The 26,018-nt window shown below is 71.6% G+C and carries 22 protein-coding genes; 9 read left to right on the top strand and 13 right to left on the bottom strand.

Annotation, left to right across the window (positions count from 1 at the left end; translation table 11 throughout):
• Positions 1–21 precede the first annotated feature (21 nt).
• Together PED38_RS08055 and PED38_RS08060 are read right to left on the bottom strand one after the other, a co-directional pair.
• On the bottom strand, positions 22–420 hold the full coding sequence (locus PED38_RS08055) for an SRPBCC family protein (protein ID WP_270980754.1): 399 nt from the start codon (positions 418–420) through the stop codon (positions 22–24).
• 9 nt (positions 421–429) lie between these two features.
• Positions 430–765: a hypothetical protein gene (locus tag PED38_RS08060; RefSeq protein WP_270980755.1), complete on the bottom strand. Its 336-nt coding sequence runs from the start codon at positions 763–765 to the stop codon at positions 430–432.
• Between the two features lie 376 nt (positions 766–1,141).
• Between PED38_RS08060 and PED38_RS08065 the strand changes: the two genes are divergently transcribed.
• Both PED38_RS08065 and PED38_RS08070 read left to right on the top strand, forming a co-directional pair.
• The gene (locus tag PED38_RS08065; protein WP_270980757.1) at positions 1,142–4,492 is read left to right on the top strand and encodes an RHS repeat-associated core domain-containing protein; all 3,351 of its coding nucleotides are present in this window, start codon (positions 1,142–1,144) and stop codon (positions 4,490–4,492) included.
• A 280-nt stretch (positions 4,493–4,772) separates the two neighbouring features.
• Positions 4,773–4,910, top strand: coding sequence for a hypothetical protein (locus PED38_RS08070; RefSeq protein ID WP_270980758.1), 138 nt, complete (start codon positions 4,773–4,775; stop codon positions 4,908–4,910).
• A 369-nt stretch (positions 4,911–5,279) separates the two neighbouring features.
• On the opposite strand, the gene PED38_RS08075 is transcribed toward PED38_RS08070, so the two are convergent.
• Together PED38_RS08075 and PED38_RS08080 are read right to left on the bottom strand one after the other, a co-directional pair.
• A complete protein-coding gene (locus PED38_RS08075) occupies positions 5,280–5,816 on the bottom strand; it encodes a GNAT family N-acetyltransferase (RefSeq protein WP_270980760.1) in 537 nt (178 codons plus the stop codon).
• A 29-nt stretch (positions 5,817–5,845) separates the two neighbouring features.
• A complete protein-coding gene (locus tag PED38_RS08080; RefSeq protein ID WP_270980761.1) occupies positions 5,846–6,526 on the bottom strand; it encodes an SDR family NAD(P)-dependent oxidoreductase in 681 nt (226 codons plus the stop codon).
• A gap of 101 nt (positions 6,527–6,627) precedes the next feature.
• Between PED38_RS08080 and PED38_RS08085 the strand changes: the two genes are divergently transcribed.
• Entirely contained in the window at positions 6,628–7,485 is an 858-nt protein-coding gene (locus PED38_RS08085; protein WP_270980763.1) for a helix-turn-helix transcriptional regulator, read from the top strand.
• A 122-nt stretch (positions 7,486–7,607) separates the two neighbouring features.
• Here PED38_RS08085 and PED38_RS08090 read toward each other — a convergent pair whose 3' ends face one another.
• Genes PED38_RS08090 through PED38_RS08105 form a run of 4 tightly spaced genes read right to left on the bottom strand, consistent with a single transcriptional unit; the run spans position 7,608 to position 13,213 of the window.
• Complete coding sequence (locus tag PED38_RS08090; protein WP_270980764.1) at positions 7,608–9,986, bottom strand: glycoside hydrolase family 3 N-terminal domain-containing protein; 2,379 nt, start codon at positions 9,984–9,986, stop codon at positions 7,608–7,610.
• Positions 9,983–10,888: a carbohydrate ABC transporter permease gene (locus PED38_RS08095; RefSeq protein ID WP_270980766.1), complete on the bottom strand. Its 906-nt coding sequence runs from the start codon at positions 10,886–10,888 to the stop codon at positions 9,983–9,985. The genes PED38_RS08090 and PED38_RS08095 overlap by 4 nt, the downstream gene beginning before the upstream one ends.
• Positions 10,885–11,913: a carbohydrate ABC transporter permease gene (locus tag PED38_RS08100; RefSeq protein ID WP_270980767.1), complete on the bottom strand. Its 1,029-nt coding sequence runs from the start codon at positions 11,911–11,913 to the stop codon at positions 10,885–10,887. Before PED38_RS08100 ends, PED38_RS08095 begins: the two co-directional genes overlap by 4 nt.
• 10 nt (positions 11,914–11,923) lie before the next feature.
• A complete protein-coding gene (locus PED38_RS08105) occupies positions 11,924–13,213 on the bottom strand; it encodes an extracellular solute-binding protein (protein WP_270980769.1) in 1,290 nt (429 codons plus the stop codon).
• Positions 13,214–13,437: 224 nt separating this feature from the next.
• On the opposite strand from PED38_RS08105, the gene PED38_RS08110 reads away from it, so the two are divergent.
• From PED38_RS08110 to PED38_RS08120, 3 genes are all read left to right on the top strand, one after another.
• Complete coding sequence (locus PED38_RS08110) at positions 13,438–14,448, top strand: LacI family DNA-binding transcriptional regulator (RefSeq protein ID WP_270980770.1); 1,011 nt, start codon at positions 13,438–13,440, stop codon at positions 14,446–14,448.
• 28 nt (positions 14,449–14,476) lie between these two features.
• Positions 14,477–14,980, top strand: coding sequence for a tetratricopeptide repeat protein (locus tag PED38_RS08115; protein WP_270980771.1), 504 nt, complete (start codon positions 14,477–14,479; stop codon positions 14,978–14,980).
• A 598-nt stretch (positions 14,981–15,578) separates the two neighbouring features.
• Positions 15,579–16,415 (top strand): hypothetical protein, encoded by an 837-nt coding sequence (locus PED38_RS08120; RefSeq protein ID WP_270980773.1) that lies wholly within the window; start codon positions 15,579–15,581, stop codon positions 16,413–16,415.
• 213 nt (positions 16,416–16,628) lie between these two features.
• Here PED38_RS08120 and PED38_RS08125 read toward each other — a convergent pair whose 3' ends face one another.
• The 3 genes from PED38_RS08125 to PED38_RS08135 all read right to left on the bottom strand — a co-directional run bounded on the left by PED38_RS08125 (position 16,629) and on the right by PED38_RS08135 (position 19,457).
• The gene (locus tag PED38_RS08125; RefSeq protein WP_063072271.1) at positions 16,629–17,996 is read right to left on the bottom strand and encodes an MFS transporter; all 1,368 of its coding nucleotides are present in this window, start codon (positions 17,994–17,996) and stop codon (positions 16,629–16,631) included.
• Between the two features lie 88 nt (positions 17,997–18,084).
• Positions 18,085–18,954, bottom strand: a complete 870-nt coding sequence (locus tag PED38_RS08130) for an anti-sigma factor family protein (RefSeq protein ID WP_063072272.1) — start codon at positions 18,952–18,954, stop codon at positions 18,085–18,087.
• Positions 18,951–19,457: a sigma-70 family RNA polymerase sigma factor gene (locus PED38_RS08135; protein WP_270980776.1), complete on the bottom strand. Its 507-nt coding sequence runs from the start codon at positions 19,455–19,457 to the stop codon at positions 18,951–18,953. The genes PED38_RS08130 and PED38_RS08135 overlap by 4 nt, the downstream gene beginning before the upstream one ends.
• 734 nt (positions 19,458–20,191) lie before the next feature.
• Here PED38_RS08135 and PED38_RS08145 point away from each other — a divergent pair.
• Entirely contained in the window at positions 20,192–20,884 is a 693-nt protein-coding gene (locus PED38_RS08145) for a YceI family protein (RefSeq protein WP_270980777.1), read from the top strand.
• Between the two features lie 294 nt (positions 20,885–21,178).
• Entirely contained in the window at positions 21,179–22,090 is a 912-nt protein-coding gene (locus PED38_RS08150; protein ID WP_063072276.1) for an alpha/beta hydrolase, read from the top strand.
• Between the two features lie 74 nt (positions 22,091–22,164).
• Here PED38_RS08150 and PED38_RS08155 read toward each other — a convergent pair whose 3' ends face one another.
• Together PED38_RS08155 and PED38_RS08160 are read right to left on the bottom strand one after the other, a co-directional pair.
• Positions 22,165–22,539: a PH domain-containing protein gene (locus PED38_RS08155; protein ID WP_063072277.1), complete on the bottom strand. Its 375-nt coding sequence runs from the start codon at positions 22,537–22,539 to the stop codon at positions 22,165–22,167.
• A gap of 222 nt (positions 22,540–22,761) precedes the next feature.
• Positions 22,762–23,337, bottom strand: coding sequence for an AAA family ATPase (locus PED38_RS08160; RefSeq protein WP_063072278.1), 576 nt, complete (start codon positions 23,335–23,337; stop codon positions 22,762–22,764).
• A gap of 159 nt (positions 23,338–23,496) precedes the next feature.
• Here PED38_RS08160 and PED38_RS08165 point away from each other — a divergent pair, with 159 nt between their 5' ends.
• The gene (locus tag PED38_RS08165) at positions 23,497–25,980 is read left to right on the top strand and encodes a glycosyl hydrolase family 95 catalytic domain-containing protein (protein ID WP_270980781.1); all 2,484 of its coding nucleotides are present in this window, start codon (positions 23,497–23,499) and stop codon (positions 25,978–25,980) included.
• The last annotated feature ends 38 nt before the right edge of the window (positions 25,981–26,018 follow it).

The raw sequence follows: 26,018 nt of genomic DNA on the forward strand, positions 1-26,018 counted from the left end.
TAGCGGCGACCCGGCCCGGAGTCAGCCGCGCGCGACCAGCGCCGCGAGCCGGTCGAGGTCCGCCGCGACGAGCGCCGCGTCCTCCGCGAACGTGACGTCGGTCATGCCCGGCCGCCGGAAGAGCGTGAACACGACCTCGCTGCGGTCGTCGTTCGGGAGGACGCGCAGCGGGTTGCGGACCACCGTGCCGTCGGGGAGCGTCACGTCGTGGTCGAGGATCCCGAGCTCTCGCGGGCCCGTGAACGCGATCTCGATCGCGCCTATCGGCGAGTCCGACAGCCAGCGCCCGCCCTCGAGCCGGATCCCCGCGCTGACGCCCGTCGCCCACTCCGGCAGCCGGGCCGGATCCCCCGCGACGGCCACCACGGAGGCCACGTCGGCGTCGACGGATCGGGTGATGTGCAGCGCGGGCCAGGTCACGCTCCGACGCTACCCGGGAGCGGCACGAGCGCGGGAGCCGCCCCGAGAGGCCAGCACGCTCGCGAGCACGACGGGGAACGCGCCGGCGAGGGCGACGAGCGCGTAGCCGTCGCCGAGCACGAGGGCAGACGCCGCGGCGATCATTTGCAGGGCGAAGCCGACGACCAGCGCCGCTACGCCGACCAGCGTGACGTTCCGCAAGAAGCGTCGTGAGGACGCAGGGCTGTCAATGCCAGAAGAAACGTCGGCCGGGATCACAGTCGCGGTGGACAGCACCACCAGCGCCGTCCCGCCAGCACGATTCAAGGAAAGGGGTGCGTCATGTGCAGCGCTGTTCTCCAGCACGCTTTCCGCGAATCCGGATGTCGCGACGCGTGTGTGCCACGGCGCAAGCTCTATATCCGGCAGATGACACGTCGGGCCCCGAGATGGCGGGGATGCATAGCACGGGGAAGCCTTGGTTGACAGTCACATGCCCGTCTCATGCCGTGTCCGCATATATGAGGACTTGCATTCACGCCCGCTGCCCCATACGACGATTGCGCATGAGTCTGCTGATTCCCACGCCTCGCCCCCAGACCGGGGGTCAATGCACTCGTTCGTGCCGAGTGGGTTGGTGCACCACGTAGCTTCGAAAAGGCACAGATGCCTGTGCAAAGAAGCTGAGGGGAAAGACATGCGCGTCACAAAACGCGGTGAGGAGACGAGCTTCGCTCGTCAAATGAGGTGCACGCTCGCGATCTTCGCGACCAGTGCCGTGATGATCACCGGGCTCGGCGCGATGCCGGCCTCCGCCGAGACGGCCGCGGCCGGCCCGGTGCAGATCGAGGACCAGACGCAGGACCCTGCGCAGGTCGACAAGAAGATGCAGGACGAAGCCCAGAAGGCCGCGAAGGACGCCGTGTGGACGCCGGGCACGATCCCGGCCGAGCCCGCCGACGCCGACAAGCCCGCGGCCGAGCCGACCGAGTGGAAGATCCCGAACGCGGACCGCAAGCTCAGCCAGCCCGTGACGACCCAGCGCGTCCCTGCGGGCACGCCGGTCGGCGCACCGGGCCTCGGCGCGCTCCCCTACATGTCCTTCGAGGACATCACGCTCTCCGACGACACCGTCGCCCGCGTGAACCTCGCGAACGGCAACCTGCTGCTCACCGCCAACGACGGCACGAGCTCCGCGGCGGGCATCGGCGTCCGCGCCGACCGCTACTACAACGGCCTCTCCAGCTCCGCCGGCGCCCTCGGCGGCGGCTGGTCCTCCACCATGAGCTACGTCGACTTCGGCCTCACCGTGAACAGCGGCGAGACCGAGGCCACGTTCGTCGGCCCCTCCGGCTTCTCCGCGAAGTTCACCAAGAGCGGCACCACCTGGGTCGCCCCGTCCGGCTTCAACGCCACCCTGAGCAAGGGCGACACCTGGAAGCTCACGTACAAGGAGACGGGTGAGTTCTTCACCTTCGATCTCAACCTCAAGCGCCTGGTCAACCACGTCGACCGCAACGGCATCGGCCTCAGCAACGACTGGACCACGTCGGCCACGACCTACACGGTCAAGGACACCTCCGGCCGCTTCACGCGCGTGAACCACACCACCGGCTCCGACCCGAAGATCACCTCGATCGTCGACTCCACGAACCGGACCACGACGTACACGCGCAACGGCGCCGGACAGCTGACCAAGATCGAGAAGCCCGGCGGCGCCGTCACCACCATGACGTACGACTCCACCGGCCGTCTCGCGACGATGACCGTCCCGTCCGCGCCCGGCACGACGACGATCACGTTCGGCTACAACACCGCGCACAAGATCACCAAGATCACGCAGAAGTCCACGTCCCCGACCCACGGCGCCAAGGCCGACGTCGTGACGAACTTCGCCTACAACAGCGGCAACACGGTCGCCACCAACCCGAACGGGAAGGCCTCGACCTACGCCTACGACACCCAGGGCCGCGTGACCTCGACCAAGGACCCGCTGAACCGCACGAAGTCGCAGACCTGGACCGCGAACAGCGACGTGCAGACCTCGACCGACGCCCTCGGATCCGGCAGCACGCCCGGCAACGAGACCAAGTTCCAGTACGACGGCCTCAACAACGCCACGAAGACCGAGCTGCCCACCGGCGCCGCGGCCTCCGCGGTCTACACCGCCGGCGCCGGCTGCGCCTCCACCGGTGGCGACGCCTTCCAGGTGAAGTGCTCCACCGACGCCAGCGGCAACACCTCGAGCTTCGACTACGACGCGGCCGGCAACCCCACGAAGAAGAAGGACACCACCGCCGGCGGCACCGGCGCGGTCGAGTTCGAACGCACCTACGACAACTGGGACCGCACCATCTGCGGCGGCTGGGCCGGACAGCTCTGCTCCGCGAAGGACGGCAACGGCAACGTCACCACCTACAGCTACGACAAGGTCGGGAACCTGACCAAGGTCACCCCGCCCGCACCCCAGGGTGCGACGACGTACACGTACGACGCCCTCTCCCGCGTCACCAGCGTCACCGACGGCAAGGGCGACATCACCAAGTACGCCTACGACGTCCGCGACCGCCAGACCCTCGTCACCTTCGACAACGGCGGCACCCTCGCGAAGACGTACTACCCGAACGGGCTCGTCCAGTTCGACTCCGACAGCTTCGCCGGGACCAAGCAGTTCGAGTACGACACCCTCGGCCGCACCACCCAGCAGATCGGCTCGCTCGCCGGCCTGAACCAGAAGTACACGCACGACGCGGCCGGGAACATCCTCACGTTCGAGGACACCAGCGGCATCACGACGAACACCTACGACGCCGCCAACCAGCTCACCAGCCAGCGCGAGCCCGGTGGCGTCTGCCCGACCAGCGGAACGCCCGCAGCCAACAGCGGCTGCACCCTGTTCGAGTACGACGGGAACGGAGCCGAGACCAAGCGGATCTTCCCCGCTGGTGCACAGGTCGTGACCACGCTGGACAAGTCCAGCCGCCCCACCCAGGTGCAGGCCAAGAACGCGGCCGGCAACGTCACCGCCGAGGTCGCGTACTCCTTCGCCAAGAACGGCACCGACACCACCAACATCCAGACCCGCACGAGCACGAAGGAAGAAGGCATCCCCGCGGGGGCCGTCACGGCCTACCAGTACGACTCCATGGACCGCATCACGAAGGCGGAGGAGAAGGCCGGATCGACGGTGAACGCCTCATGGGCGTACGCCTACGATGCTGCGGGCAACCGCACGAGCCAGACTCGCGCCGGGAACACCGGTGCCGATGCCGGCACGATCGGCTATACGTACAACGGAGCGAACCAGCTCACGAAGACCACCGAGGACACCACCGCGTGGGTCTATGACGCTGTCGGCAACCAGGTCAAGAACGGCATCACCGGTGTCGTCGCGACCTACGGCGACCGTGCACAGGTGCAGTCCATCGGAGACACCAGCTTCGCCGCCTTCGGCGAGGGGAACACGGACACGCAGAGCGCGACCGGCGGACGATCGTTCTCCAACTCGCTCCTCGGCCTGTCCCGCCAGACGAACTCCTCCACGAACGTCGTCCAGAACTACGGACGCACGGGATCCGGAGAGGCAGTGGGCTTCCGCATCAACTCGAGCCACTACTACGTCTCCGATCTCCTCGGTTCCGTCATCGGGATGTTCTCCGGCGCCGGCATCTGGGAGGGCGGGTACTCGTACAGCCCCTACGGTGAGACCCGCGGCGTCACCGACGCCTCGCCCATCACGCTGAACTCGCTGCGCTACATCGGCGGGTACATGGAGTCTGAGAACCTGTACAAGCTCGGAGCGCGTTACTACGACGCGACCACGGGTCGATTCACGCAGTACGACCCGTCCGGCCAGGAGAACAACCCGTACACGTACGCAGCAGGAAATCCCGTTAACTCCCTCGACCCCTCCGGGCTCGGCGAAGTCGACTGGGAGGAAGCCGGCAAGGTCGGTCTGACCGCAGGCGTCGGAGGCGCAGTGGGCGGATGTGTTTCTACGCTTGCCGCCTGCCCCGCTGGTGCGGCCACGGGCTTCGTCGGTGGCGCCATCGCCGGATACATCGGCAGCGTCGGCTATCAGCTCCTCTCATAACCCGCCCCACATCAGAGAGCAGAAGGGCAAACAGATGGATATCACGTTCTACGTGGGAATATTCGTACTGGCAGCAGTGACGGTAGGAATAGTCACGTACATTCGCAATAGGCGCAAGAAGACCACTCTCAAGTGATCTGACTGCGGAAGCGCGACCAGCCCGGGCACTGACGTGCTCGGGCTGGTTCCGTCAAGGCGTCGTCGGTGGTCGACCGTATGCTCACTCGCGAGCGTGGCCGGGCGCTCCTACATCGACTCGATCGACGAAGGAGACCACCCGGTGGACAGGGCGAAGGGCGACACGCGCCTGGTGCGCGGCGTCGAGACCCACCCGTGGGCGCACCAGGAGGCCGGCTACTGGCATGTCCAGGCCGAGGGCCCGTCCGTCCTCGGGTACGTGATTCGGGTCCGGGCGTAGCTCGAGGACCCGTTCACGTAGGAGGTCCACGCGGATGCGGCGACGAGCGTGGACGACGGATCCGGGTCCATCGGGAAGCGTCCGTGGACGCGGCCGTGGCGGTCGATCCGCTCGTCCGGGCGGGCTGTGCGCGCCGGCGGCCGCGGAGGTCTCCAGGCGTGCCCGGCTGCGTGTCGGTCATCGGATCATCTCGTCAGCGATGGCGCTGCATGCATCGAGCACGGGGGCCATTCCCGGAGCTCTCCCCACCGCTCCCCCGTGAGGCCCGCCCCTGGGACGATCGCCCGCTGGGGCACGGGAGGGCGAAGGAGCATGCCGATCTCGCGAGGCCCCGTCGGACGCTGCCGACGCCGCGAACGCTGCCGACGCTCACATCGCGACGCCCAGCGGCATCACGCCGGGCGCCGGATCCGTCGCCAACCGCGCGTGCGTCTCGACGTCGAACCGCTCGTCGCCGTACCGGAGCTTCGCGCGCTCGATCCCCTCGGCGCCGAAGCCGGCGCGCGTCGCGACCCGGCACGACGCCGGGTTGTTCACCCGGTGCCCGAGCTCGAGGCGGAAGAGGCCGTCGGCGAACGCCCACGCGGCCGCGCCCGCGAGCGCCCGGGTCGCGAGGCCGCAGCCCCGACCGGATCCCGCCAGCCAGTAGTGCAGCCACGCGGTGTCGTGCCGGCGGTCGATCGCGGAGACGCCGACGCTGCCGACCGCGACTCCCCCGTCGACGATCGCCCAGGCGCGGTGCGCGTCGTCGGAGGCGAGCGGACCCGTGATGTGCGCCTCGGCGCTCGCGATGGTCGACAGGTCCGCGCCGCCGAGCTGGGTCACGAGATCCGGCGTGGTGACGAACGCGTCGCGGAGCGCGTCGGCGTCGGACGCGATCCAGGGGCGGAGGTGGTGGCCGGGCATGCCCCCACCCTGCCAGCGCGCGCCCGGCCTCAGTACTCGATCCGCCCGTGCCGGCTGTGGAACTCCCCCGTCGGCCCGTCGGGTCCCACGAGCGCCATCGCGACGGTCGCGTCCGTTCCCTCGGTCACCGTCTGGTGGCCGGTGTTGCCGTTGAAGTCGGTCGCCGTGTAGCCGGGGTCGGTCGCGTTGATCCGGAACCCCGGCAGGTTCTTGGCGTACTGCACGGTCGCGGTGATGAGGGCCGCCTTCGAGGTCGCGTACGGGATCGTCATCACGTGGCTCTCGTCGGTCCCGTCTCCCGCGAGGGCGCGCGGCCAGCCAACGCCCGAGGCGACGTTGACGATCACGGGGGCCGCGGATGCGCGCAGCAGCGGCAGCGCCGCCTGCGTCACGCGCACCACGGCGACCACGTTCGTCTGCAGCACCGCCAGCATCGCCTCGGGGGTCAGGTCGTCGACGCCCTGGGTCGTGCCGAGGATCCCGGCGTTGTTGACGAGCACGTCGAGCGTCGGCAGCGACGCGATGGCGCGCTCGACGCTCGCCTGGTCGTCGACGTCGAGCTGCACGGGGTGGGCGCCGACGGCGCGGGCGGCATCGCCGTCGGCGGTGTCGCGCATGCCGGCGTGCACGGTGTGGCCGGCCTCGACGAGGCGGCGGGCGGTCTCGAGGCCGAGGCCCCGGTTGGATCCGGTGATCAGTGTCGTGGTCATGTCCCGAGCCTGCGCCTCCGCGTCCGCGCCGCCCAGGCACCGGTCGACGGGAGGACCGGCGGTACCAGGCTGATCCGCCCGCCAGCGCGGAGGATGGCAGCATGACCGAATTCGCGAGCGTCCTCCGCTCCTGGCGCGAGCGCGTGCAGCCCGCGGACGTGGGCCTGCCCGCGGGATCCCACCGCCGCACCGCGGGCCTCCGCCGCGAGGAGCTCGCCGCGCTCGCGGGCGTCAGCGTCGACTACGTCGTGCGGCTCGAGCAGGGCCGGTCGGTGAACCCGTCGCCGCAGATGCTGGGCGCGCTCGCCCGCGCCCTCCGGCTCACCGAGGACGAGCGCGACCACCTCCACCGGGTCGCGGGCGTCGCCCCGCCCGGCCGCGACGAGGTCCCGCGGCACATCACGCCGGGCGTGCACCGCATCGTCGACCGGCTCGGCGACGTGCCCCTCGCGGTGTTCACGGCGACGCACGACCTGCTGCTCTGGAACCCGCTGTGGGCGGCGCTCAACGGCGACCCGTCGACGCGCACCGGCTGGGACCGCAACCTCGTCTGGACCTACTTCACCCAGGGCCACGGGGGCACCGACTTCGACGCCGTGCACGAGGAGGAATTCGCGCGCGACCTCGCGGCCGACCTGCGCACGGCCGTCGGACGCTACCCCGCGGATCGCGCGCTCGCCCGGCTCGTCGCCCGCCTGCGCGCCGAGGTCCCGGAGTTCGCACGCCGCTGGAGCGAGGCGCGCGTCGCCGAGCACCGGTCGAGCCGCAAGACCGTGACGAGCACTCCGGTCGGCCCCATCACGATCGACTGCGACACCCTCTCGGTGCCGGGCAGCGACCTCCGCATCGTCGTCTACACGGCGGAGCCCGGCAGCACGGACGAGGCGCGGCTGGACCTGCTGCGCGTCACGGGCCTGCAGGCGCTGACGACGGCGCCGGTGGAGGTGGCGGGGGCCTGATCCGCCGCCGGCTTCGGGCCGCAGGCCGCCGGCCGCCGGCTCGACGCCGCCGCACGACGGAGCCCCGGCCGCCGCGCGTCGAGGGCGCGGCGGCCGGGGCTCCGGCGCGGACGGGATCGGGATCAGCTCGGCTCGAGCACCCGCTCCGGCACTGCCGACGAGCCGGCGGACGCGCCGACCGGCGCCACCGACGTGCCCACGTACCGCTCGTCCGCGATGGTGACGTGATACGTGGATCCGGTGATCTGGATCTCGCCTTCCGTCTCCTTCACCGCGCTCGACGGCCCGACCCACAACTCGACCGCGCCCGGCTCGACCACGCGGCGGTACCTGAGGTCGGTGAGCGCGAGGCGGGTGGTGGGCACCCGGAACGTGACCTCCGCGGACTCGCCGGCCGCGAGATCCAGCCGCAGGTAGCCGAGCAGCTGCGCGACGGGCCGCGTGACGCTGCCCTGCACGTCGCGCGCGTAGAGCTGCACCACGTCGGTGCCGTCGCGGTCGCCCGTGTTGCGCACCACGACGGTCGCGGTGAACGCCTCCCCCGCGGCGACCTCGGCCGACGCCACGAACAGGTCGCTCCGCGCGAACGTCGTGTACGACAGGCCGTGCCCGAACGGGAGGACGGGCGTGGGATCCGCGCTCGTCACCTCGCTCGGGCCCCCGAGGATCGGGTGCAGGTACGAGAACGGCTGCGCGCCCGCGGACCGCGGGAGCGACACGGGCAGGCGGCCCGACGGCGACACCCGGCCGGAGAGGACGCCCGCGATCGCGGATCCGCCCTCCTCGCCCGGGAAGAACGCCTGGAGCACGGCAGCCGGAGCCGACTCGCCCTCGAGCGCCCACGCCACCGCGTACGGCCGGCCGGTGAGCAGCACCACGACCACGGGGGTCCCGGTGGCGCGCACGGCCTCGACCAGCTCGCGCTGCACGCCGGGCAGCTCGAGGCTCTCGACGTCGTTGCCCTCGCCGACCGTGCCGCGGCCGAAGAGGCCCGCCCGGTCGCCGACGACCACGACCGCGAGGTCGGATCCGCGCGCGGCCTCGACCGCGGCGTCGAAGCCGGAGCGGTCGTCGCCCTCGACGTCGGCGCCGTGCGCGAGCACGACCTCGCTGTCCGGCAGCTCCGCGCGGAGCGCCTCGGCCACGGTCGGGATGGCGAACCCGAGCGGCGTGCCCGGGTGGTGCGCGAGCACGTGGTTCGCGAACGAGTAGCAGCCCATGAGCGCCTCGGCGCTGTCGGCGTTGGGGCCGATGAGCGCGATCCGTCCGGGCGCCGTGCGGTCGCCCGACGCGAGCGGCAGCGTGCCGTCGTTCGCGAGCAGCACCACGGACTCCTCCGCGAGCCGACGCGCGACGTCCCGGTGGGCCGGGGTGTCGAGGTCGATCTCGGTGGGCGGATCCTCGAACGTCGCGTCGAGCAGCCCCAGCTCCTCCTTCTCGTCGAGCACGCGGAGCACCGCGCGGTCGACCAGCGACTCGTCGGCGAGCCCGGCGCGGATCCGCTCCGCCAGCGGCGCGAGGTACGCGTCGCCGGTCGGCAGCTCCACGTCGATGCCGGCCTCGAGGGCCAGCGCCGCCGCCTCGCCGCGGTCGCCCGCGACGGCGTGCATCACCTGGAGGAACGCGACCGAGAAGTAGTCCGAGACCACGACGCCGTCGAAGCCCCAGCGGCCGCGGAGCACGTCGGTGAGGTACTCCGTCGTGGCGCCGACGGGCGCGCCGTCGATCTCCGCGTACGAGTTCATCACCGAGCGCACGCCGCCGTCGAGCACCGCCATCTCGAAGGGCGGCAGCAGCACGTCCTCCACGAAGCGCGGGCCGACGTGGGCGGGCGCGTGGTTGCGACCGGACTGCGAGACCGAGTAGCCGACGAAGTGCTTGAGCGTGGCGTGGATCCCGGCCGACTGCAGGCCCTTCACGTACGCCGTGCCGATGGTGCCGACCACGTACGGGTCCTCGGCGATGCACTCGTCGACGCGGCCCCAGCGGGCGTCGCGGATCACGTCGAGCACGGGCGCGAGGCCCTGGTGCACGCCGAGCTCCTTCATCGACCCGCCGATGAGCGCGGCCATCTCCTCCACGAGGCCCGGGTCGAAGGACGCACCCCACGCGAGCGGCGTGGGGAAGGTCGCGGCCTGCCACGCAGCGAGCCCGGTGAGGCACTCCTCGTGCACGAGCGCCGGGATCCCGAGCCGCGTCTCCGTCTGCAGCCGCCTCTGCTCGGCCCACAGCCACGACGCGCGCTCGACGGGATCCACCGGACGCGTGCCGTACACGCGGGTGAGGTGCCCGAGGCCGTGCTCGGTCGCCTCCTCGTAGCGGCCGGTCGTGGCCATCTCGCCCTGCATGGGCGCGACCACCTCGCCGCCCTGGTCGACCCAGTAGCCGACGATCTGCGCGAGCTTCTCCTCGAGGGTCATGCGCGCGTGCAGCTCACGCACCCGCTCCGAGACCTCGGGCAGCGCGACGGCGCCGGGTGCCGGAGCCTCCGCCCCGGTCACCCCTTCACCGCGCCCGTGAGGCCGCCGACGATGCGGCGCTCGAAGATCGAGAAGAAGATGAGCGCCGGGATCATCGACAGCGACGTGAACGCGAGCACCTTGGCCGTGTCGACCGAGTACTGCGACGAGAACGACTGCACGCCGAGCGGCAGCGTGTACGCCGACGCGTCGCTGAGGATGAACAGCGGCAGCAGGTAGCTGTTCCAGCTGCCGATGAACGCGAGGATGCCCACCGTGATCACGCCCGGCATCGACAGCCGCACGACCATCCGGAAGAAGAACCCGAGGCGGCTGCACCCGTCGATGAACGCGGCCTCCTGGATCTCGTCCGGGATGGCCCGCAGGAACGGCACCAGGATGATGATCGTCGTCGGGAGCGCGAACGCGATCTGCGGGAGGATGATCCCCGGCAGCGAGTTCGTGAGCCCGAGCGAGCGGATCACGATGTACAGCGGCGTGATGGCCACCGTGATGGGGAACATGAGCCCCGACGCGAAGATCGCGTAGAGCGCTCCCCGCCCGAAGAACGTGTACCGGGCGAGCACGTAGCTCGCCATGAGGCCCAGCACGACCGCGCCGAGCGTGGTGCCGACGGCCGCGATGAGCGAGTTGCCCACCTGGCGCCAGAACAGCGAGCCCGAGAGCACGTCGAGGTAGTTCTGGATCTGCCACGGCGACGGGAAGCCCGCCGGGTCGGTCGTGATCTGCGCGTTCGTGCGGAACCCGCCGAGGATGATGTACGCCACCGGCGTCAGCATCAGGGCGATGAGCACGACCGCGACGAGGTAGGGGATGGGGTTCTTCCCCTCGCCCGGCGTGCGGGCCCGCTTGGGCTTCGGCGTCTTGGCCGAGTAGGTGGGATCCAGGTCCGCGTTGCGCGGAGCGGCGGTGGCGACGGTCACTTCTTCGCCTTCCTTCCTGCACCCGTGAGGGCGCCGGCGGTGTCGCGGTTGAGCACGAACCGCTGGTAGACGAGCGCGACGACCAGGGAGATGAGGAACAGCACCACGGCGACGGCGTTGCCGTACCCGTAGTTGCCGGATCCGCGTCCGTTCGCCACGAGGTACGTGGCCATGGTCGAGGTGCCCGCGGTGGCCGAGATGTACTGGCCCCAGATGATGTAGACGAGGTCGAACAGCTGCAGCGAGCCGATGATCGACAGGAACGCCCAGATGCGCAGCGTCGGCGCGAGCAGCGGCAGCGTGATGCGCCGCTGGATCTGCCAGTACGAGGCGCCGTCGATGGCGGCCGCCTCGCTCAGCTCCTCCGGGATTCCCTGGAGGCCGGCGAGGAAGAGGATCACCGCGAAGCCGATGTACTTCCACGTGATGATCGTCATGAGCGACCAGATCGCGATGTCCGGGTTCGCCAGCCAGTCCTGCTGGAGGTCCGCCAGGCCGATGTTCGCGAGGAAGCCGTTGAGCGCGCCGGAGCCCTGGAGCATGAGGCTCCAGCCGGTGCCGACGACGACCTCGGAGATCACGTACGGCACGAAGATCAGCACGCGGATGATCGACTGGCCGCGCAGCTTCCGGTTGAGCAGGAGCGCCACGAGGATCGCGACGGGGCCCTGCAGCACGAGCGACAGGATCACGATGACCGCGTTGTGCATCAGGGCCTCGTGGAACGTGGGGTCCTGGAGGATCGTGATGTAGTTCCGGAAGCCCACGAAGATCGTGGGCGGGCCGAAGCCCTGCCAGCTGAAGAAGCCGTAGTAGGCCGCCATCACCACGGGGTAGATGACGAAGCCCACGAAGAAGAGGAGGGCCGGGCCCACGAGGATCAGGACCTCGAGGCGCCCGGACCAGCCCAGGCCGCGGCGTCGACCGCGCACCGCCGAGGGCGGCGTCGTCACGACGCCGCCCTCGGGGTGTGCAGGATCAGCCGCGGGACGCTGCTCGTCGAGCGAGCTCTCGCGGATGGCCATGTCGGTGCGCCTAGGCCTTCTTGGCCGCGTCGCCGACGGTCTGGATGAGCTTCTCCGGGCTGCCGTCGCCCGCCATGAGGTCGACCACGCCGACGTTCATCGCGTTGCCGACGTTCAGGCCGTAGACGGTGTCGAGCCACTGGGAGACGTAGGGCGCGTCGTTGTACGCCTTCAGGATCTCCTGCAGGTACGGCTCGGTGACGGCGGCCTGCGCCTTGGTGTTCACCGGCGGGGCGTTGAACGCGACGTAGTACTCCTGCTGCACCTCGGGGGTCGCGATGTAGTTCAGGAAGTCGGCGCACTGCTTCGGCGCCTGCGCGGAGCAGGAGTAGCCGTCGATGCCGCCCATGATGGATCCGGCCTCGCCCTCACCGCCCGAGATCTCGGGGAAGGGGAACCAGGACAGGTCGGCCAGCGGCTTCTGGTCGGGGGTCAGGCCCGCGATGACTCCCGGGTCCCAGGCGCCCATGAGCTCCATGCCGGCCTGGTGGTTGGCGATGAGGCCGGCCGAGCTGCCGGCGCCCTGCTGCGCCGCGGTGGTGAGGAAGCCCTCGTTGAAGGGATCCGTGCCCGTGAGGTCCTTGAGGTCCTCGCCGGCCTTGATCCAGCAGCCGTCGCTGAAGTCCTTGTCCTTCGCCGCCTTCTCGAGCGTGTCGGAGCTGCACTCGCGGAGCGCGAAGTTGAAGTACCAGTGCGCGGCGGGCCAGGCGTCCTTGCCGCCGAGGGCGATGGGCGCGACGCCCGAGGCCTTCAGCTTGTCGACGGCGGCGTCGAGCTCGTCCATCGTCTTCGGCGTCTCGGTGATGCCGGCCGCGTTGAAGAGGTCCTGGCTGTAGAAGATGCCGCTGGGGAGCACGGCGACGGGCATCGCGTAGGTCTTGCCGTCGATCGTGTTCGCGTCGAAGGAGCCCTTCGAGATGTCGGCCTTCGCCTCCGAGGAGATGGTGTCGGTGATGTCCATGATCTGACCCGCGGCGACCATGGCGGAGAGCTTGCCGCCACCGCGCTGGAGGAACAGGTCGGGGGCGTCGCCCGAGTTGAGCGCCGTCTGGAGCTTGCCGTCGAGGTCCTCGTTCTGGATCGACGTGGACGTGACCGTGACGCCGGGGTTCGCGGCGTTGAAGTCGGCCGTGACCTTCTCCCAGAACGCCTTGCCGGGTCCGGTGGTGGAGTTCTGCCAGAGCGTCATCTCGACGGGACCGCCGTCGTCGCCGCTGGAGCCGCTGCCGCTGCAGCCCGTGAGGGCGAGGGCCCCCACGAGCAGGGCCGCGGATCCCGTGAGGATCTTCCGTGCCTTCATGTCGTTCTACCTGTCTCTTCATTGAGCGCACCCTGGCGGGTGTCGGGGGTGACGTGCACGAGCCGCGCGCCTGGTGCTGTGGTGGTGCGGCTCTGCCGGGCCCGCTGTCGCGTCATCGCGTCGTCGCTCCGTCGTGACGGGGGCCGGTGCGGCAAGTCTCGGTCGTCCTCGGATCTTCGTCAAACGTTTTCGAAATCCTTTTCTCCGGGCGTATGGTCCACTCCATGACCCGCCGCGCCACCATCCACGACGTCGCCGCTGCCGCTGGCGTCTCGGTGTCCACCGTCTCCAAGGCCGTGAACGGGCGGTACGGCATCTCGGCCGAGACCTCCCGCCGCGTGATGGAGGTCGTCGAGCGCCTCGGCTACGAGTCGAGCCTCGTCGCCAGCAGCATGCGCTCCCACCGCACCGGCGTGGTCGGCGTGCTCGTGGCCGGCTTCGAGCCGTTCAGCGCCGAGATCCTCAAGGGCGTGGGCGCGGCCCTCCGGGAGTCGCGCTACGACCTCTTGGCCTACAGCGGCTCCCGCCAGGTGGACAACACGGGCTGGGAGCGCCGGTCGCTGAGCCGGCTGAGCGGCACCCTCATCGACGGCGCGATCATGGTGACGCCCACGGTGGTGACGGCGTCGACCGAGATCCCCGTCGTCTCCATCGACCCGCACACCGGGCCCGCCGACCTCCCGACCGTCGAGTCCGACAGCCTCGGCGGCGCGCTCCAGGCGACGCGGCACCTGCTCGAGCTCGGGCACCGGCGGATCGGGTTCCTCGCGGGCCGCCCCGACCTCCGCTCGGCGAGCCTCCGCGAGGCCGGCTATCGGCGGGCGCTGCAGGACGCGGGCATCGCGTTCGACCCGGCGCTCGTGCGCGCGGGCCTCTTCCTCACGGCGGCCGCGCGGGAGCCGGCGCGCGCCCTGCTCTCCATGCCCGACCGGCCCACCGCGATCTTCGCCGCCAACGACCTGTCCGGCATCGCGATCCTCCAGGTGGCGGCCGAGCTCGGGATCCGCGTGCCCGAGGACCTCTCCGTCATCGGCTTCGACGACATCCCCGAGGCGTCGCAGATGACGCCGCCGCTCACGACGATCCGCCAGCCGATGCAGCGCCTCGGCACGACCGCGGTGGACCTGCTCATGTCGCTCATGGCCGGGCAGGAGCCGGAGGCCATGCGGATCCAGCTGCCCACCCGCCTCGTGCGCCGCGCCACCACGGCGCCCCCGCCGCCGCGGCGGCGGTGACCGGCGGTCGCCCTGCCAGGCTGGGGGCATGGATCACCACGACGACTGGGACGCCCGGGTCGCCGCCTTCTGGGCGACGGCCGACGACGAGCGCGCGGACGAGACCGTCGCCGGGATGCGGGCCCTGGTCGCGGAGCGGCCGGCCGACGATCCGCGCGCGCTCTACGAGCTGGCCAGCGCACACGACCTCGTGGGCCGCGAGGCGGAGGCCGTGCCGCTGTACCGTGCGGCGATCGCCGGCGGGCTGGATGCGGCGCACCTGCCGTTCGCCGTGATCCAGTTGGCGAGCTCCCTGCGCAACGTGGGCGAGCCCGCCGAGGCGATCGCGCTGCTCGAGGCCCTGCCCGACGACGACCACGCGCCGGGCCGCGACGCGTTCCTCGCGCTCGCGCTGCACGACGCGGGCCGTCCGACGGAGGCGCTGGCCGTGGCACTGCGGCGGCTCGCGCCGACGCTGCCCGAGTACGGGCGCGCGGTGGCGGCGTACGCGGACGAGCTCGGGGAGCGGTCGACGGGCGCCGGGGAACGCTAGGCGTCGGGATCGGCGGATCCGCGCCCGTCGCGGAGCCCGAACGCCGCCATCGCCTCGGCATGGCTTGAGGCGGATCGCGGCTTCATCGCTGGAGACCGCTCACGGTCGTCTCTGCCACCAGCGCCTTCTACCAGCAGCCTTCTCATACGGCGGCAGCGGGGTCGCGTGCCCATCGAAGGCATCCGGTCGATCACCCCTGCTGTCATCGGAAGCCCGGCCACTCTCGGCTCGCTGACGCCGCGCCTGCGCTTCCGCTAGGGCGGCCGAGAGCCGTCCATTGAATCCCATCAACTCATCGCTCCTGACTCCTCTGCCTAATTCCGCACGTGTAGATACAACGCACGCGACACCCCGTCATTTCCTACCACGAGGATATTGTCTGCACATCGCGGGCCTCCATCTTGCCCCTGAGTCCCAGCGGAGATGTGGTCACGGCGACGTGTTTCGATTTGTTACTGGGACACGCTTCGGATATGTGATGTTTTCGGCGAGTTGAACCTCGAAGCTCACAGCCAGAAGAGCCACCGACGAAAGGGACCATCTGATGAACAGAAATCGAATCGCTATAGCATCATTTATATCTGCTGCCGCATTGGCGATGACCGTCGCGACGCCAGCGCAAGCAGCGACCGCAACTTTCTTCGACGGAAGCGCGGCTCCTGACACAACATACACAGAAGGGACGGTTTATCAGAGCCGCACCGGGATCACGGCCGGATTCACCGAGCAGACGATAACCGGGTTGGCCAACATACAGGTCTGGCTCGGTACAGCCACTACGAACGCTTGGAGCTATGAGGCCACGATCTACGACACCCGGAACTACCGAAAGGGTGCTTTCAGGTGGAAGTCGCCAGGCGAAACTGCCAGCCTCAACGCAAGGGCCACGGCCTTGGATGTCGGTCGGATCCGCAGTGATGCGGATACCGATTCCACAGCCATCGAGGACCATGTAGAAGGCCCTGCCGTCCCGACTTCTGCCTTAGCCCATGTTGCCTCCACGTACGGATTCTCGAAGGATGACCTGGTCCCCATCGGTCAGCATGAGGGTGTGCAGCTCTGGAAGGCGTCGAACGCGACCGACACCTTCCTGTTCACCTCCGGCCAATCCGAGGACGACTACGTCACATCCGCCCGGGCGTCGAACAGCAGCTTCTCTCAGCGCGCGATCTCCGTCCGAAACAGCATCCCGAAAGCAGATGGCGCCGTTGAGACTCATCAATTCGTTCTCACGGATGACGCCCACGAGGCAGAAGTCGCGTCCGTCGATGGCCTGCGCAACGTAGGCCACGACCTGTTCGTAGACGCCAGAGCCGACGACCGCGGAGAAGATCAAATCACCACCTTCGGCGCAGAAGGCACCGTTCTGACGAGCGACGCCGGTGACGCACGTGAGCCCGTCAGCTATGCGCTTGCGCTCTCCGGTACGCAGTGATCGCATACGGGCGGATGCCTGACTGACCTCGACACGATCTGGGGGTGGTCTCGACTCTCCCCACTCGATGGCCAGGGGGCGCAGCTATTGTCGCGATGGCTGCGCCCCTCATCGGCCTCGGCCCGTGGATGCGGCTCGCCTCTCGCAGAACGACATCCATGGCGCGACGCGGCACCGCGGCCCGCCTAGCTGCGAGTCAACGCTGGGGAATTGCTAGGCAGCCGGGGTCGTACGGGGAGGCTCCACCGTAGTGGTCGAGGCTTCGTGAGCCGAGGCGTCCCCCGCGTCCGCCTCCGCCTTCTTCGCGCGGGCCAGGCGGATCGCCGCGCGGCCCGACGGCAGGGAGATGGCCACCGAGATCACCACGACCGTGATGATCCCCGCGGCGACGAGGAGCTCCTGCACGCTGAAGACGTCGGCGAGCGGGCCGAACGCGACCGCGCCGATCGGGGTCGCGAGCGCCATGACGATGCCGACGTAGCTGAAGACGCGGCCGTGCATCTCGGGCGCCACGGTCTCCTGCACGAGCGTCATGAACGGCGCCGAGAACAGCGGCACGAAGAGGCCGATCGCGAACATGAAGCCGTAGAACACCCAGAGGTTCGGGCTGAGGCCGAGGCCCGCGGTGAAGATCGCGAAGCCGAAGCAGCTCACCAGGATCAGGGTCATGCGGTCGGACTTCGCGAACACCGTCGACACGAGCGCGCCGCCGCCGAGCATGCCGACGCTGAACGCGACCTCGAGCACGGTCACCATCCACACCTCGGTGCCGTAGGTGCGGGCCACGAGCAGCGGCGTGATGAACGACGGCGCCACGGTGAGCAGGAAGATGATCGCGAAGACCACGAGCAGCCAGCGGACGACCGGGTTGCCGCCGATGTAGCGGATCCCCTCGACGAGGTCCTCGCGGTAGCTCGACGTCTTGTCCGCGATGGAGGCGAGCGTCGGCACGGCCACGGACAGCAGGAAGGCGATGCCGATGGCGGCCGTGATCGCGTCGACGAAGAAGAGCGGCACGAGCCCGTAGGCGGCGAAGATCGCGCCCGCGGCGGCCGGTGCCAGCAGCGCCATGGCCGACTGGATGGTGCCGAAGATGCCGTTGACCCGCAGGAGCTGCTCGGGCGGCACGATCTGCGGGATCATCGCCTGCACCGCGGGCGTCTGGAACCCGGCGCCGACGGAGCGCACGGCCACCGCGAGCAGGATGATCCAGAGGTCGGTGACGCCGTTCATCATGAGCAGCGCGAGCGCGAGCGTGACCACGGCGATGCTGCTGTCGGAGACGATCACGAGCACGCGCCGGTTCATCCGGTCGGCGAGCGTGCCGCCGAAGATCGAGACGATGCCCTGCGGCAGGAACGCGCAGACCGCGTAGAGCGCGACCGCGAGGCCCGAGCGGGTCTCGAAGGTGACGTACCACATGACCGCGTATTGGACGAGCATCGAGCCGAACAGCGAGACGGTCTGGCCGCTGAGGAAGAGGGTCGCGTTGCGCCGCCAGCGCGCGGCGACGACGGCCTGGTCGGCCGCGCTCAGGGCGGGCGCGTCGGGCAGGTCGGCGTGCGGTGCCGGGTCGCTCATCGGGTCCTCGTGCGCTCGATTTTCCTCGGGTGTGGGACGCCAGGGTACGGCCCCGCGACGGCGGCGCGCCAGGGGTGGGCGCCGTGGATCAGAGGTCGCGGCTCGCCAGCACCACGTCGGAGTCGGAGGGGGTGATCTGCACGGAGCGGATCCGGTCCATCGGGAGGCTGGAGGTGGCCGCGAGCAGCCGCGACTCCGTCTGGCCCGCGCCCCAGGTGGCGACGACCGTGCGGGAGCCGGCGTCGTCGATGGCGACGAGGTCGTAGGAGCCCTGACCGACGCCGCCGCCCGCGTAGGCGCAGCTCCAGTCGAAGCGCGTGCCGTAGGGCTTGGCGGTGACGGCGAGCTGCGCGGTGACCCCGACGTCAAGGTCGGAGCGCATGCTCACGGCGTCTTGGGGCAGGCCCGCGGAGAGGTCGCCGGAGGGCGAGGAGGCGACCGGGGTCGGATCCGCGAGGGGCGCGCTCACGCCGGCACGGAGCGCGGAGCCGAGGCCCGCGCCGCCCACGAGGAGCACGACGGCGGCCGCGGCGAGAAGCCAGCCTCCCGTGCGGCGGGTGAGCCGGGCGGGGCGGGACAGGGATCCGGGGAGCCGCCGTCCACTGCTCGGGCGCCGACCGCGGGGCACGTGGTGCGACGCGGACGCCGCGGTGGACGGCAGGGGCACCACGGGCGCGGGGCCCGCCGCCGTGGAGCCGGCGGCAGCGGCGGACGGCGCGGCGTCACGGGCGGCGTCGGCGGCGTCGGCCACCGGATCCGGCTCGTCGAGCAGCGCGAGCGCGTCCTCGACGGGCAGCATGCGCAGCACGCCGGGCAGCCCGGCCAGGTCGGCGAGGGAGCGGGTGCACGCGTCGCAGCGCGTGAGGTGGGCCTCGAACTGCGCGCGGTCGGTGGCGCTGAGGCTGCCGAGCACGTACGCGGCATCCCACTCGTGGATGTCGTCGGCGCGGTCGTTCATCGGGTGACTCCTCGTTCTTGCAGGGCGAGACGGAGCGCCTTGAGCGCGTAGTGGAGGCGGGACTTGATCGTGCCGGGCGGCACGCCCTCGCGTTCCGCCGTCTCCGCCACGGTCCGTCCGAGGTGGTAGCAGCTGACGACCGCACGGCGGTGCTCCGCGGAGAGCGACGCGAGCGCCTCCGCGACGAGCAGGCGGTCGATGATGGCGTCCGAGGCGTCCGCGACGGGATCCTCCGGCAGCACGTCGGTCGGCGTCTCGCGTCCGCGCCAGGCGCTGCGGCGGTCGTCGATCACGAGGTTCCGCACGACGGTGAAGAGCCAGCGGCGGGCCGACTCGTCCTCCTCGGCGAGGATCGCGGGCGAGCGCCAGGCGCGCAGCAGGGCCTCCTGCACCACGTCCTCGGCGAGCGCCGCGTCCCCCGTGAGCCGCAGCGCGTAGCGCTGGAGCGCGGGGGCGTGCGCGTCGTGCAGCGCCCTCATGCGTGCCGTGCTCTCCGTGGCCATCCGTACCTCCTCCTCCCACGACGAGACGGACGGCCGGAAGGTTCACCGCGGTGCGGGAATCATCTCAGGCGGATCGTGGATCGACCCGCGCGTGCCCCCGTCGACCCCTGGCGGGCCGCGTCACATCCGCACGATCACGTTCCCGCGGGAGTCCCCGCGGAGGAGGTCGTCGAACGCCGCGGGTGCCGCCGCCAGCCCGCCCTCGACGATCGTGTGCGGGAACACGATCCGCCCCTCCCACAGCCAGCGCGCGTAGCTCTCGTCCCACGCCCGGATCTGCTCGGCGGTGTGGTGCGTCGAGAACGGGCGGATCCAGCTGCTTCACGAAGGCCGTCATCACGGCGAGCCGCGGCGTGCCGCCCTGACCGCCTCCGACCTGTCCGGCCAGCGGGCCGCACAGCACGAGCCGCGCCCGGGGCGGCAGCCTGCACGGCCGCCTCGAAGCCGAGCTCGTCGACGAGCCGGGCGGCCTTGGCGGCCGAGCCCGCGGATCCGATCACCGTGCTCGCCCCGCGGGCTCGCACGATCTGCCCGGCGAGGGAGCCGACCCCGCCCGCGGCGCCGGTCACGAACACGACGCCGCCCTCCCCGACGCGGGATTCCCCGCATCCGCAGCCGCGAACCTGGCAGACCCCTGAGCGCGTGAACGTTATCCGGAGCTGGCCCGTCGTCCTCCATGTCGGCGCAACATCCCGCGGCGGACGAAGACGCACCACCCGGATCAGGAGAACCCCATGCAGAAGAAGACCAAGATCATCCTCGGCACGAGCGCAGCCGTCGTCGTCGTGCTCGGTGTCAGCGCCGCCGCGTTCGGCCCGGCGTTCTACCGCGACGTGATCGTCGGCGCACCCGCCGCCGCCCCGTCCGTCTCGGCCGCCCCGGCCGACTCGTCGCTCGACACGAGCAACCTGTCGGGCGACTGGAAGATCGGCGCCGGCAGCACCGCCGGCTACCGCGTCGCCGAGGTGCTCAACGGCACCGACGTCACCGTCGTCGGCAAGACCGAGAAGGTGTCCGGCACCATCACGGTGGACGGCTCCACGCTGAAGGACGCGACCGTCACGGTCGACGTCGGCTCCGTCGCCACCGACCAGGCGGCCCGCGACGACTACTTCCACAGCACCGCCATGGAGGTCTCGAAGTACCCCGACGCGACCTTCACGCTCACGCAGCCGGTCGACGCGGCCGTGCCCGCGAGCGGCAAGGTCGCGACCGTCGAGGCGACCGGCGAGCTCACCATGCACGGCGTGAAGCAGACCGTCACCGTGCCGCTGCAGGCCGCGCTCACCGCCGACGGCGTGCAGGTCAGCGGATCCATCCCCGTCACCTTCGCCGACTACGGCGTCGAGGCCCCCAGCCTCGGCTTCGTGAGCGTCCAGGACAAGGGCACCGTGGAGTTCCTGGTGAAGGCCACGCCCGCGAAGTAGTCGCGGACCGGCCCACGGGGCCGCCCCAGACGAGGGGAGGAGGAGCGCGTTCGGGGCGCTCCTCCTCCCCTTTCCGCGTCCCCGGGCGGGTGCGCCGGCCAGCCGGACGCGCGTGCCGGGCCCCGTCGCCATGCACCTCCGCGGGTCCTCCGCTGCATCTGTCCACGGGCAGCGGCACCTGGGGACGGGCAGGCGGTTCCCCAGGATCACCGCGCTTAAGGTCATGGCGGTCCGGCGCGGGTCTTCCCGCCGAGACGCCATTCACTGCCCATCACAGAGAGAGATGACACGACCATGTCCGTCACCCGCTCCGCGTTCCGCACCCGCCCCGTGGCCGTCGCCGCGCTCACGACGCTCGCCCTCCTCGGCGTGCCCGCGGCCGCCCAGGCCGCCACCCCCGCCCACGCCGGCACCGCCGACAGCGCGTCCGCCCACCACCACCACGCTCCGTACCCCCTCAGCCAGTACACGATCCCCGCCACGGACGGCAGCGGCTTCGGCGACGCCACCCTCTACGCCCCGCAGAACACGGGCAAGAAGACCCTCGGCGCGATCGTCGTCGCCCCGGGCCTCAAGGGCGACCAGTCCGACCTCGCCTGGCTCGCCAAGGACCTCGCCGGCGAGGGCTACATCGTGCTGAACATGAACACCCTGGGCGGCTACGACCTCCCGCAGCAGCGCTCCTACGAGATGCTCGCCGCCGCCAAGTACCTCGCCACCGCCAGCCCGGTCAAGGACCAGGTGAACCCGGCCGACATCGGCGTGGTCGGCTACTCGCTCGCCGGCGGCGGAGCCCTCAACGCCGCCGTGGAGCAGCACGGCCTCAAGGCCGCCGTCGCGCTCATGCCGTACGACTTCCCGGCCGGCACCACCGACCCGTACCACCCCACCGCCTCGCCGTCGTACCCCACCGACACCACCCCGACCCTGATCATCACCGGCCAGACCGACCAGACCGCGCCGGCGTCGTTCATGGGCAAGCCCGCCTACGAGTCCATCCCCAACACCACCGCCAAGCAGTACCTGGAGCTCCGCGGCGCCGACCACCTGGCGTTCCGCAACAAGGAGAACGGCACCGTCCGCGACGCCGTGACGAACTTCCTCAAGGTCTACATGGACGGCAACAGCGCGTACAAGCCGTACGTCTGCCCGGCCCAGCCGATCTCGGCCGCCATCAGCGACTCCGCCAGCTCCTGCCCCAAGTAGGACCGATCCCCGGCCTCCGGGCCCCATGAGAGCGGCGTGCGACCTCGTGTCGCACGCCGCTCTCGGCGTTCCGGTCAGTGCGCCTGCAGCACGGCCCAGGCGATGAGGCCGTCGATGCGCCGGATGTCGGCGCCCTTGCCGAGCTTCACCTTGATGTGCCCGGCGCGCGTCCACAGCTCCAGCTCCGCATTCAGGTCGAACCTGCCCGCGTTCTCCGTCGACCACATGTTGATCGCGCTGTAGGGCAGCGAGTACAGCTCGACCTTCTTCCCCGTGATCCCCTGTGCGTCGCGCACGATGAGCCGCTTGGTCGTGAAGGTGGCCGAGTCGCGGAAGGTGCGGAACGAGGCGACCGCCTGCTCCCCCTCCACGAGGAGCTCGTGCACGTCGTCGGGCACGGGGATCTCGTCGGCGAGGGTCCAGGTCAGGAGGGGTGCGGTGGCGTCCATCCTCCGATGGTGGCAGCCGGGCGCGCGCCCCGCAGGCCCCATTCCGGGCCGCCCGCTCGCCACGGCGTCCGCGGACGGCGGGTCACGCGCGGAGCGCCCCGCGCAGGAGCTGCGCCTCCATCGGGGCGCCGTCGAGCAGGGCGCAGAACGGACACGGCGTCTCGGGGGTCACCGGTCCGTGCCCACCGGCGTCGCATCCGTCGCTCCGACCGGCATCAGCGCTCAGGCCGTCGTCGGCTGATCCGAGCGCGGCAGGCCGCGCAACCAGAGGTCGACCTCGCGGGTGGAGCGGAGGCGCACGATCCGCAGGTGCGGGTGGTCGATGGCCGCGTGCACCACGCGCTTCCGCACCTTCGCGCGACCGCGCCAGCCCCAGCGGACGATGTGGTCCGGGTCGGTGAACACCGTGCGCATCGGCGGCTCGACGTTGTCGTGCCAGAGCGGCTCGCGGCGCCAGCGGCGCATGACCGTGCGGCGGATCAGCCGCCCCATCTGCACCTGCACCGGCAGGTCGAGCCACACGAGCGTGTCCGCGCGGGACGGCAGCAGCGGCCCGAGCTGCGTCGTGTACTGCCACTCGGTGACCCAGGCGTCGCACGAGGTGAACGCCTCGACGTCGTCGCGGAAGGTGGGCAGCTCGGTCCAGCCGGGCCCGTGGAAGAGCGCGTCCATCTCGGTGTGCGGGAGGCCCGTGCGCTCCTGGATGCGCCGGGCGAGCGTGGTCTTGCCGGCTCCCGAGGGTGCGGCGATGAGGATGCGCCGGGCGGGCGGATCCAGGCGCTGCAGGGGTCCGAGCATCCGCCGATCCTAGGGCGGCCGGATGCGGAGCCGCCGGGATCCGTCCCCGTCCTTCCCGCCGCGCATCCCGGCCGGTAGCGTGGTGCGGCCCGCGACGAATCGCCGACGAACCGGAAGGGGCCGATCATCCGATCGCTCTCGCGCGACGACGCGCACCCCGTGGATGCCCACCCCGTCCTCACGACCGCGACCGCGGCGCCCACGTGGGAGGAGGGCGTGATCGTCGGCAGCGGCCGGATCGGCGCGGTGGCGCACGGCCCGGCCGACGCGATCACGGTCTCGCTCGCGCACGAGCGCTGGTTCCCGCCGGTGAACCCGCGGCCCGCCGCCCCGGACCTCCGGCCGCGCCTCGACGGGATCCGCCGCGCGCTCCTCGCGGGCGACGCGGACACGGCGAGCGCCGAGCTCGAGGCGGCCGCGCGCGACGACGGATACGGCGACGGCCTCGTCTGGACCGACCCGCTCGGCATCTGCGCGACCCTCGTGATCCGCACGCCCGGCGGCGCGGTCGGCATGCGGCGGAGCGTCGACCCGGCCGGCGGCGAGGTCGCGATCGCGTGGGCGGATCGAGACGGCGCGCGGCACGAGGTGCGGATGGTCGCGCCGCGGGCGGGCGACGCTCCTGCGGACGCGGACGACGACGCGGACGTGGGCGCGGATGCGGACGCGGGCGGCGACGCGGGCGGCCCCGGCGGCGACGCCCTCTGGATCGCGCTCGAGTCCGACCGCGAGCGCGAGGTCGCGATCGAGCTCGGCCTCGGCGCGGGCGACGCGACCTCGCTCGACACGGGCGTGCCGGACGCGTCGGACGCGGTGCGCGCCTCGGTCGCGGGCGGCGGGCGCGGGATCCTCACGGCCGAGGCGGGCGCGGGGTCCGTCGCGGTCCGGGCGGTGACGGCGGTCGACGCCGGCGTCGCGTGGGTGGAGGCGGGCGGATCCGCGCGCGCGACGCTCCGGGTCGGACCGGGCGGCACGCGGCTGGTCCGCGTCGCCGTGGGCACCGGCCCGGCCGACGCGACGGCGGCACCCACCGAGCCACCGCCCGGATCCGCCCCCACCTGGGACGACATCCGCGCCGCCCAGCGCGCTTCCCACGGCCGCCTGGTCGGCGCCTCGACGCTCGACCTCGACGGCGCGGCGCCCGCGGAGCACGACACCGACGCCGGCTCCGACACCGAGGCCGTCTGGTCCGCCGCCCGCGCCGGCGACCCGGCCGCGCGCCGCCGCGTGGTGGAGATCGCCTACCTGAGCGGCCGCGCGAACGTGATCGCCGCCACGGGCGAGCTGCCGCCCACGCTGCAGGGCGTCTGGCAGGGCACGTGGCGCCCGGCGTGGTCGGCCGACTACACGCTCAACGGCAACGTGCAGGACGGCGCGATGGCCGGCATGGTCGCGACCGGCACGCCGGAGCTCGCCCGCAGCATCCTCGCGCTGGTGCTCCCGCACCTCGACGACTTCCGCGAGAACGCCCGCCGCGTCTTCGGTGCCGAGGGGATGCTGCTGCCCGCGCGCATGTCCACGCACGGCCGCGCGGACCACCTCTCGGCCGACTACCCGCACCCGTTCTGGATCGGCTGCGGCGGCTGGATCCTCCGCATCGCCGCCGACGCCGTCTCCGCCACGGGCGACCGCGGCATCGTCGACGACCGGCTGTGGGAGCTCGTCGAGGGCGTGCTGCGCTTCGCCGAGACGGGGACCGTGCTGGTCGACGGCGTACGCCGCCTCGTCCCCTCCTACTCGCCCGAGAACACGCCCCGCGGCGAGCGGGTGCCGGCCGCGACCGACGCGACCATGGACGTCGCGATCCTCCGCGACGCCGCCCGGGCCACGGCCCTCCTCGGCCGGGCCCGCGGCGACGCGTCGCTCGACGCGCGCTGGGACGCGGTGGTCCGCGACCTGCCGCCGTACCGGGTGGCCGACGACGGCACGCTCGCCGAGTGGCTGGATCCGCGCTGGCCGGAGGAGGTCGCGCACCGCCACGCGTCCCAGCTGCACCCCGTGGGCACGGGTACGGATCCGGCGTTCCACGGCGACGCCGCGGAGGCCGTGCGCCTGCGGACCGCGGCCTCGCGCACGGTGGCGGCCAAGATCGCGTGGCGCGCGGAGCATCCGACGGCCCCGCCCGGACGGATGGAGATGGCGTTCGGCCTGGTGCAGGTGGGCCGCGCCGCCGCCGCGCTCGGCGACGCGGAGGCCGCGCTGACGTGCGCCGAGTGGCTCGCGGTCGAGCACTGGAGCCCGACGCTCACGACCCGGCACGACGCGGGCCGGATCTTCAACCTCGACGCGAGCGGCGGCCTGCCGGGACTCGTGGCGGCGATGCTGCTCGGATCCGACGAGGGGTCGCTCGCCGTGCTGCCCGCGGTGCCGGCGGCGTGGCCCCGCGGGTGCGTCACCGGGCTCCGCGCGCGCGGCGGCGTCGTGGTGGACCGGCTCGCGTGGGATCCGGCCGGCGCGACCCTCGTCGTGCGCCGCCTCCCCGCGGCCGCGTGGCTCGCGCCCGCGGGCGGCACGGCGCTCCGGCTGCCGCGGTCGGCGACCGTGCGCGTCGACGGCGCGGTGCACGACGCGGCCTCGCCCCTCGTGATCGGCGAGGAACCCGTGCGCGTCGAGGTCGGATGGGCCGGGCGGAGCGTAGTGTGAGATCGATCTCTCACCCCGGGGCCGCGGTCCCGGACTCG

Source organism: Clavibacter sp. CT19 (assembly GCF_027858075.1).
In the GTDB taxonomy this organism is placed as follows: domain Bacteria; phylum Actinomycetota; class Actinomycetes; order Actinomycetales; family Microbacteriaceae; genus Clavibacter; species Clavibacter tessellarius_A.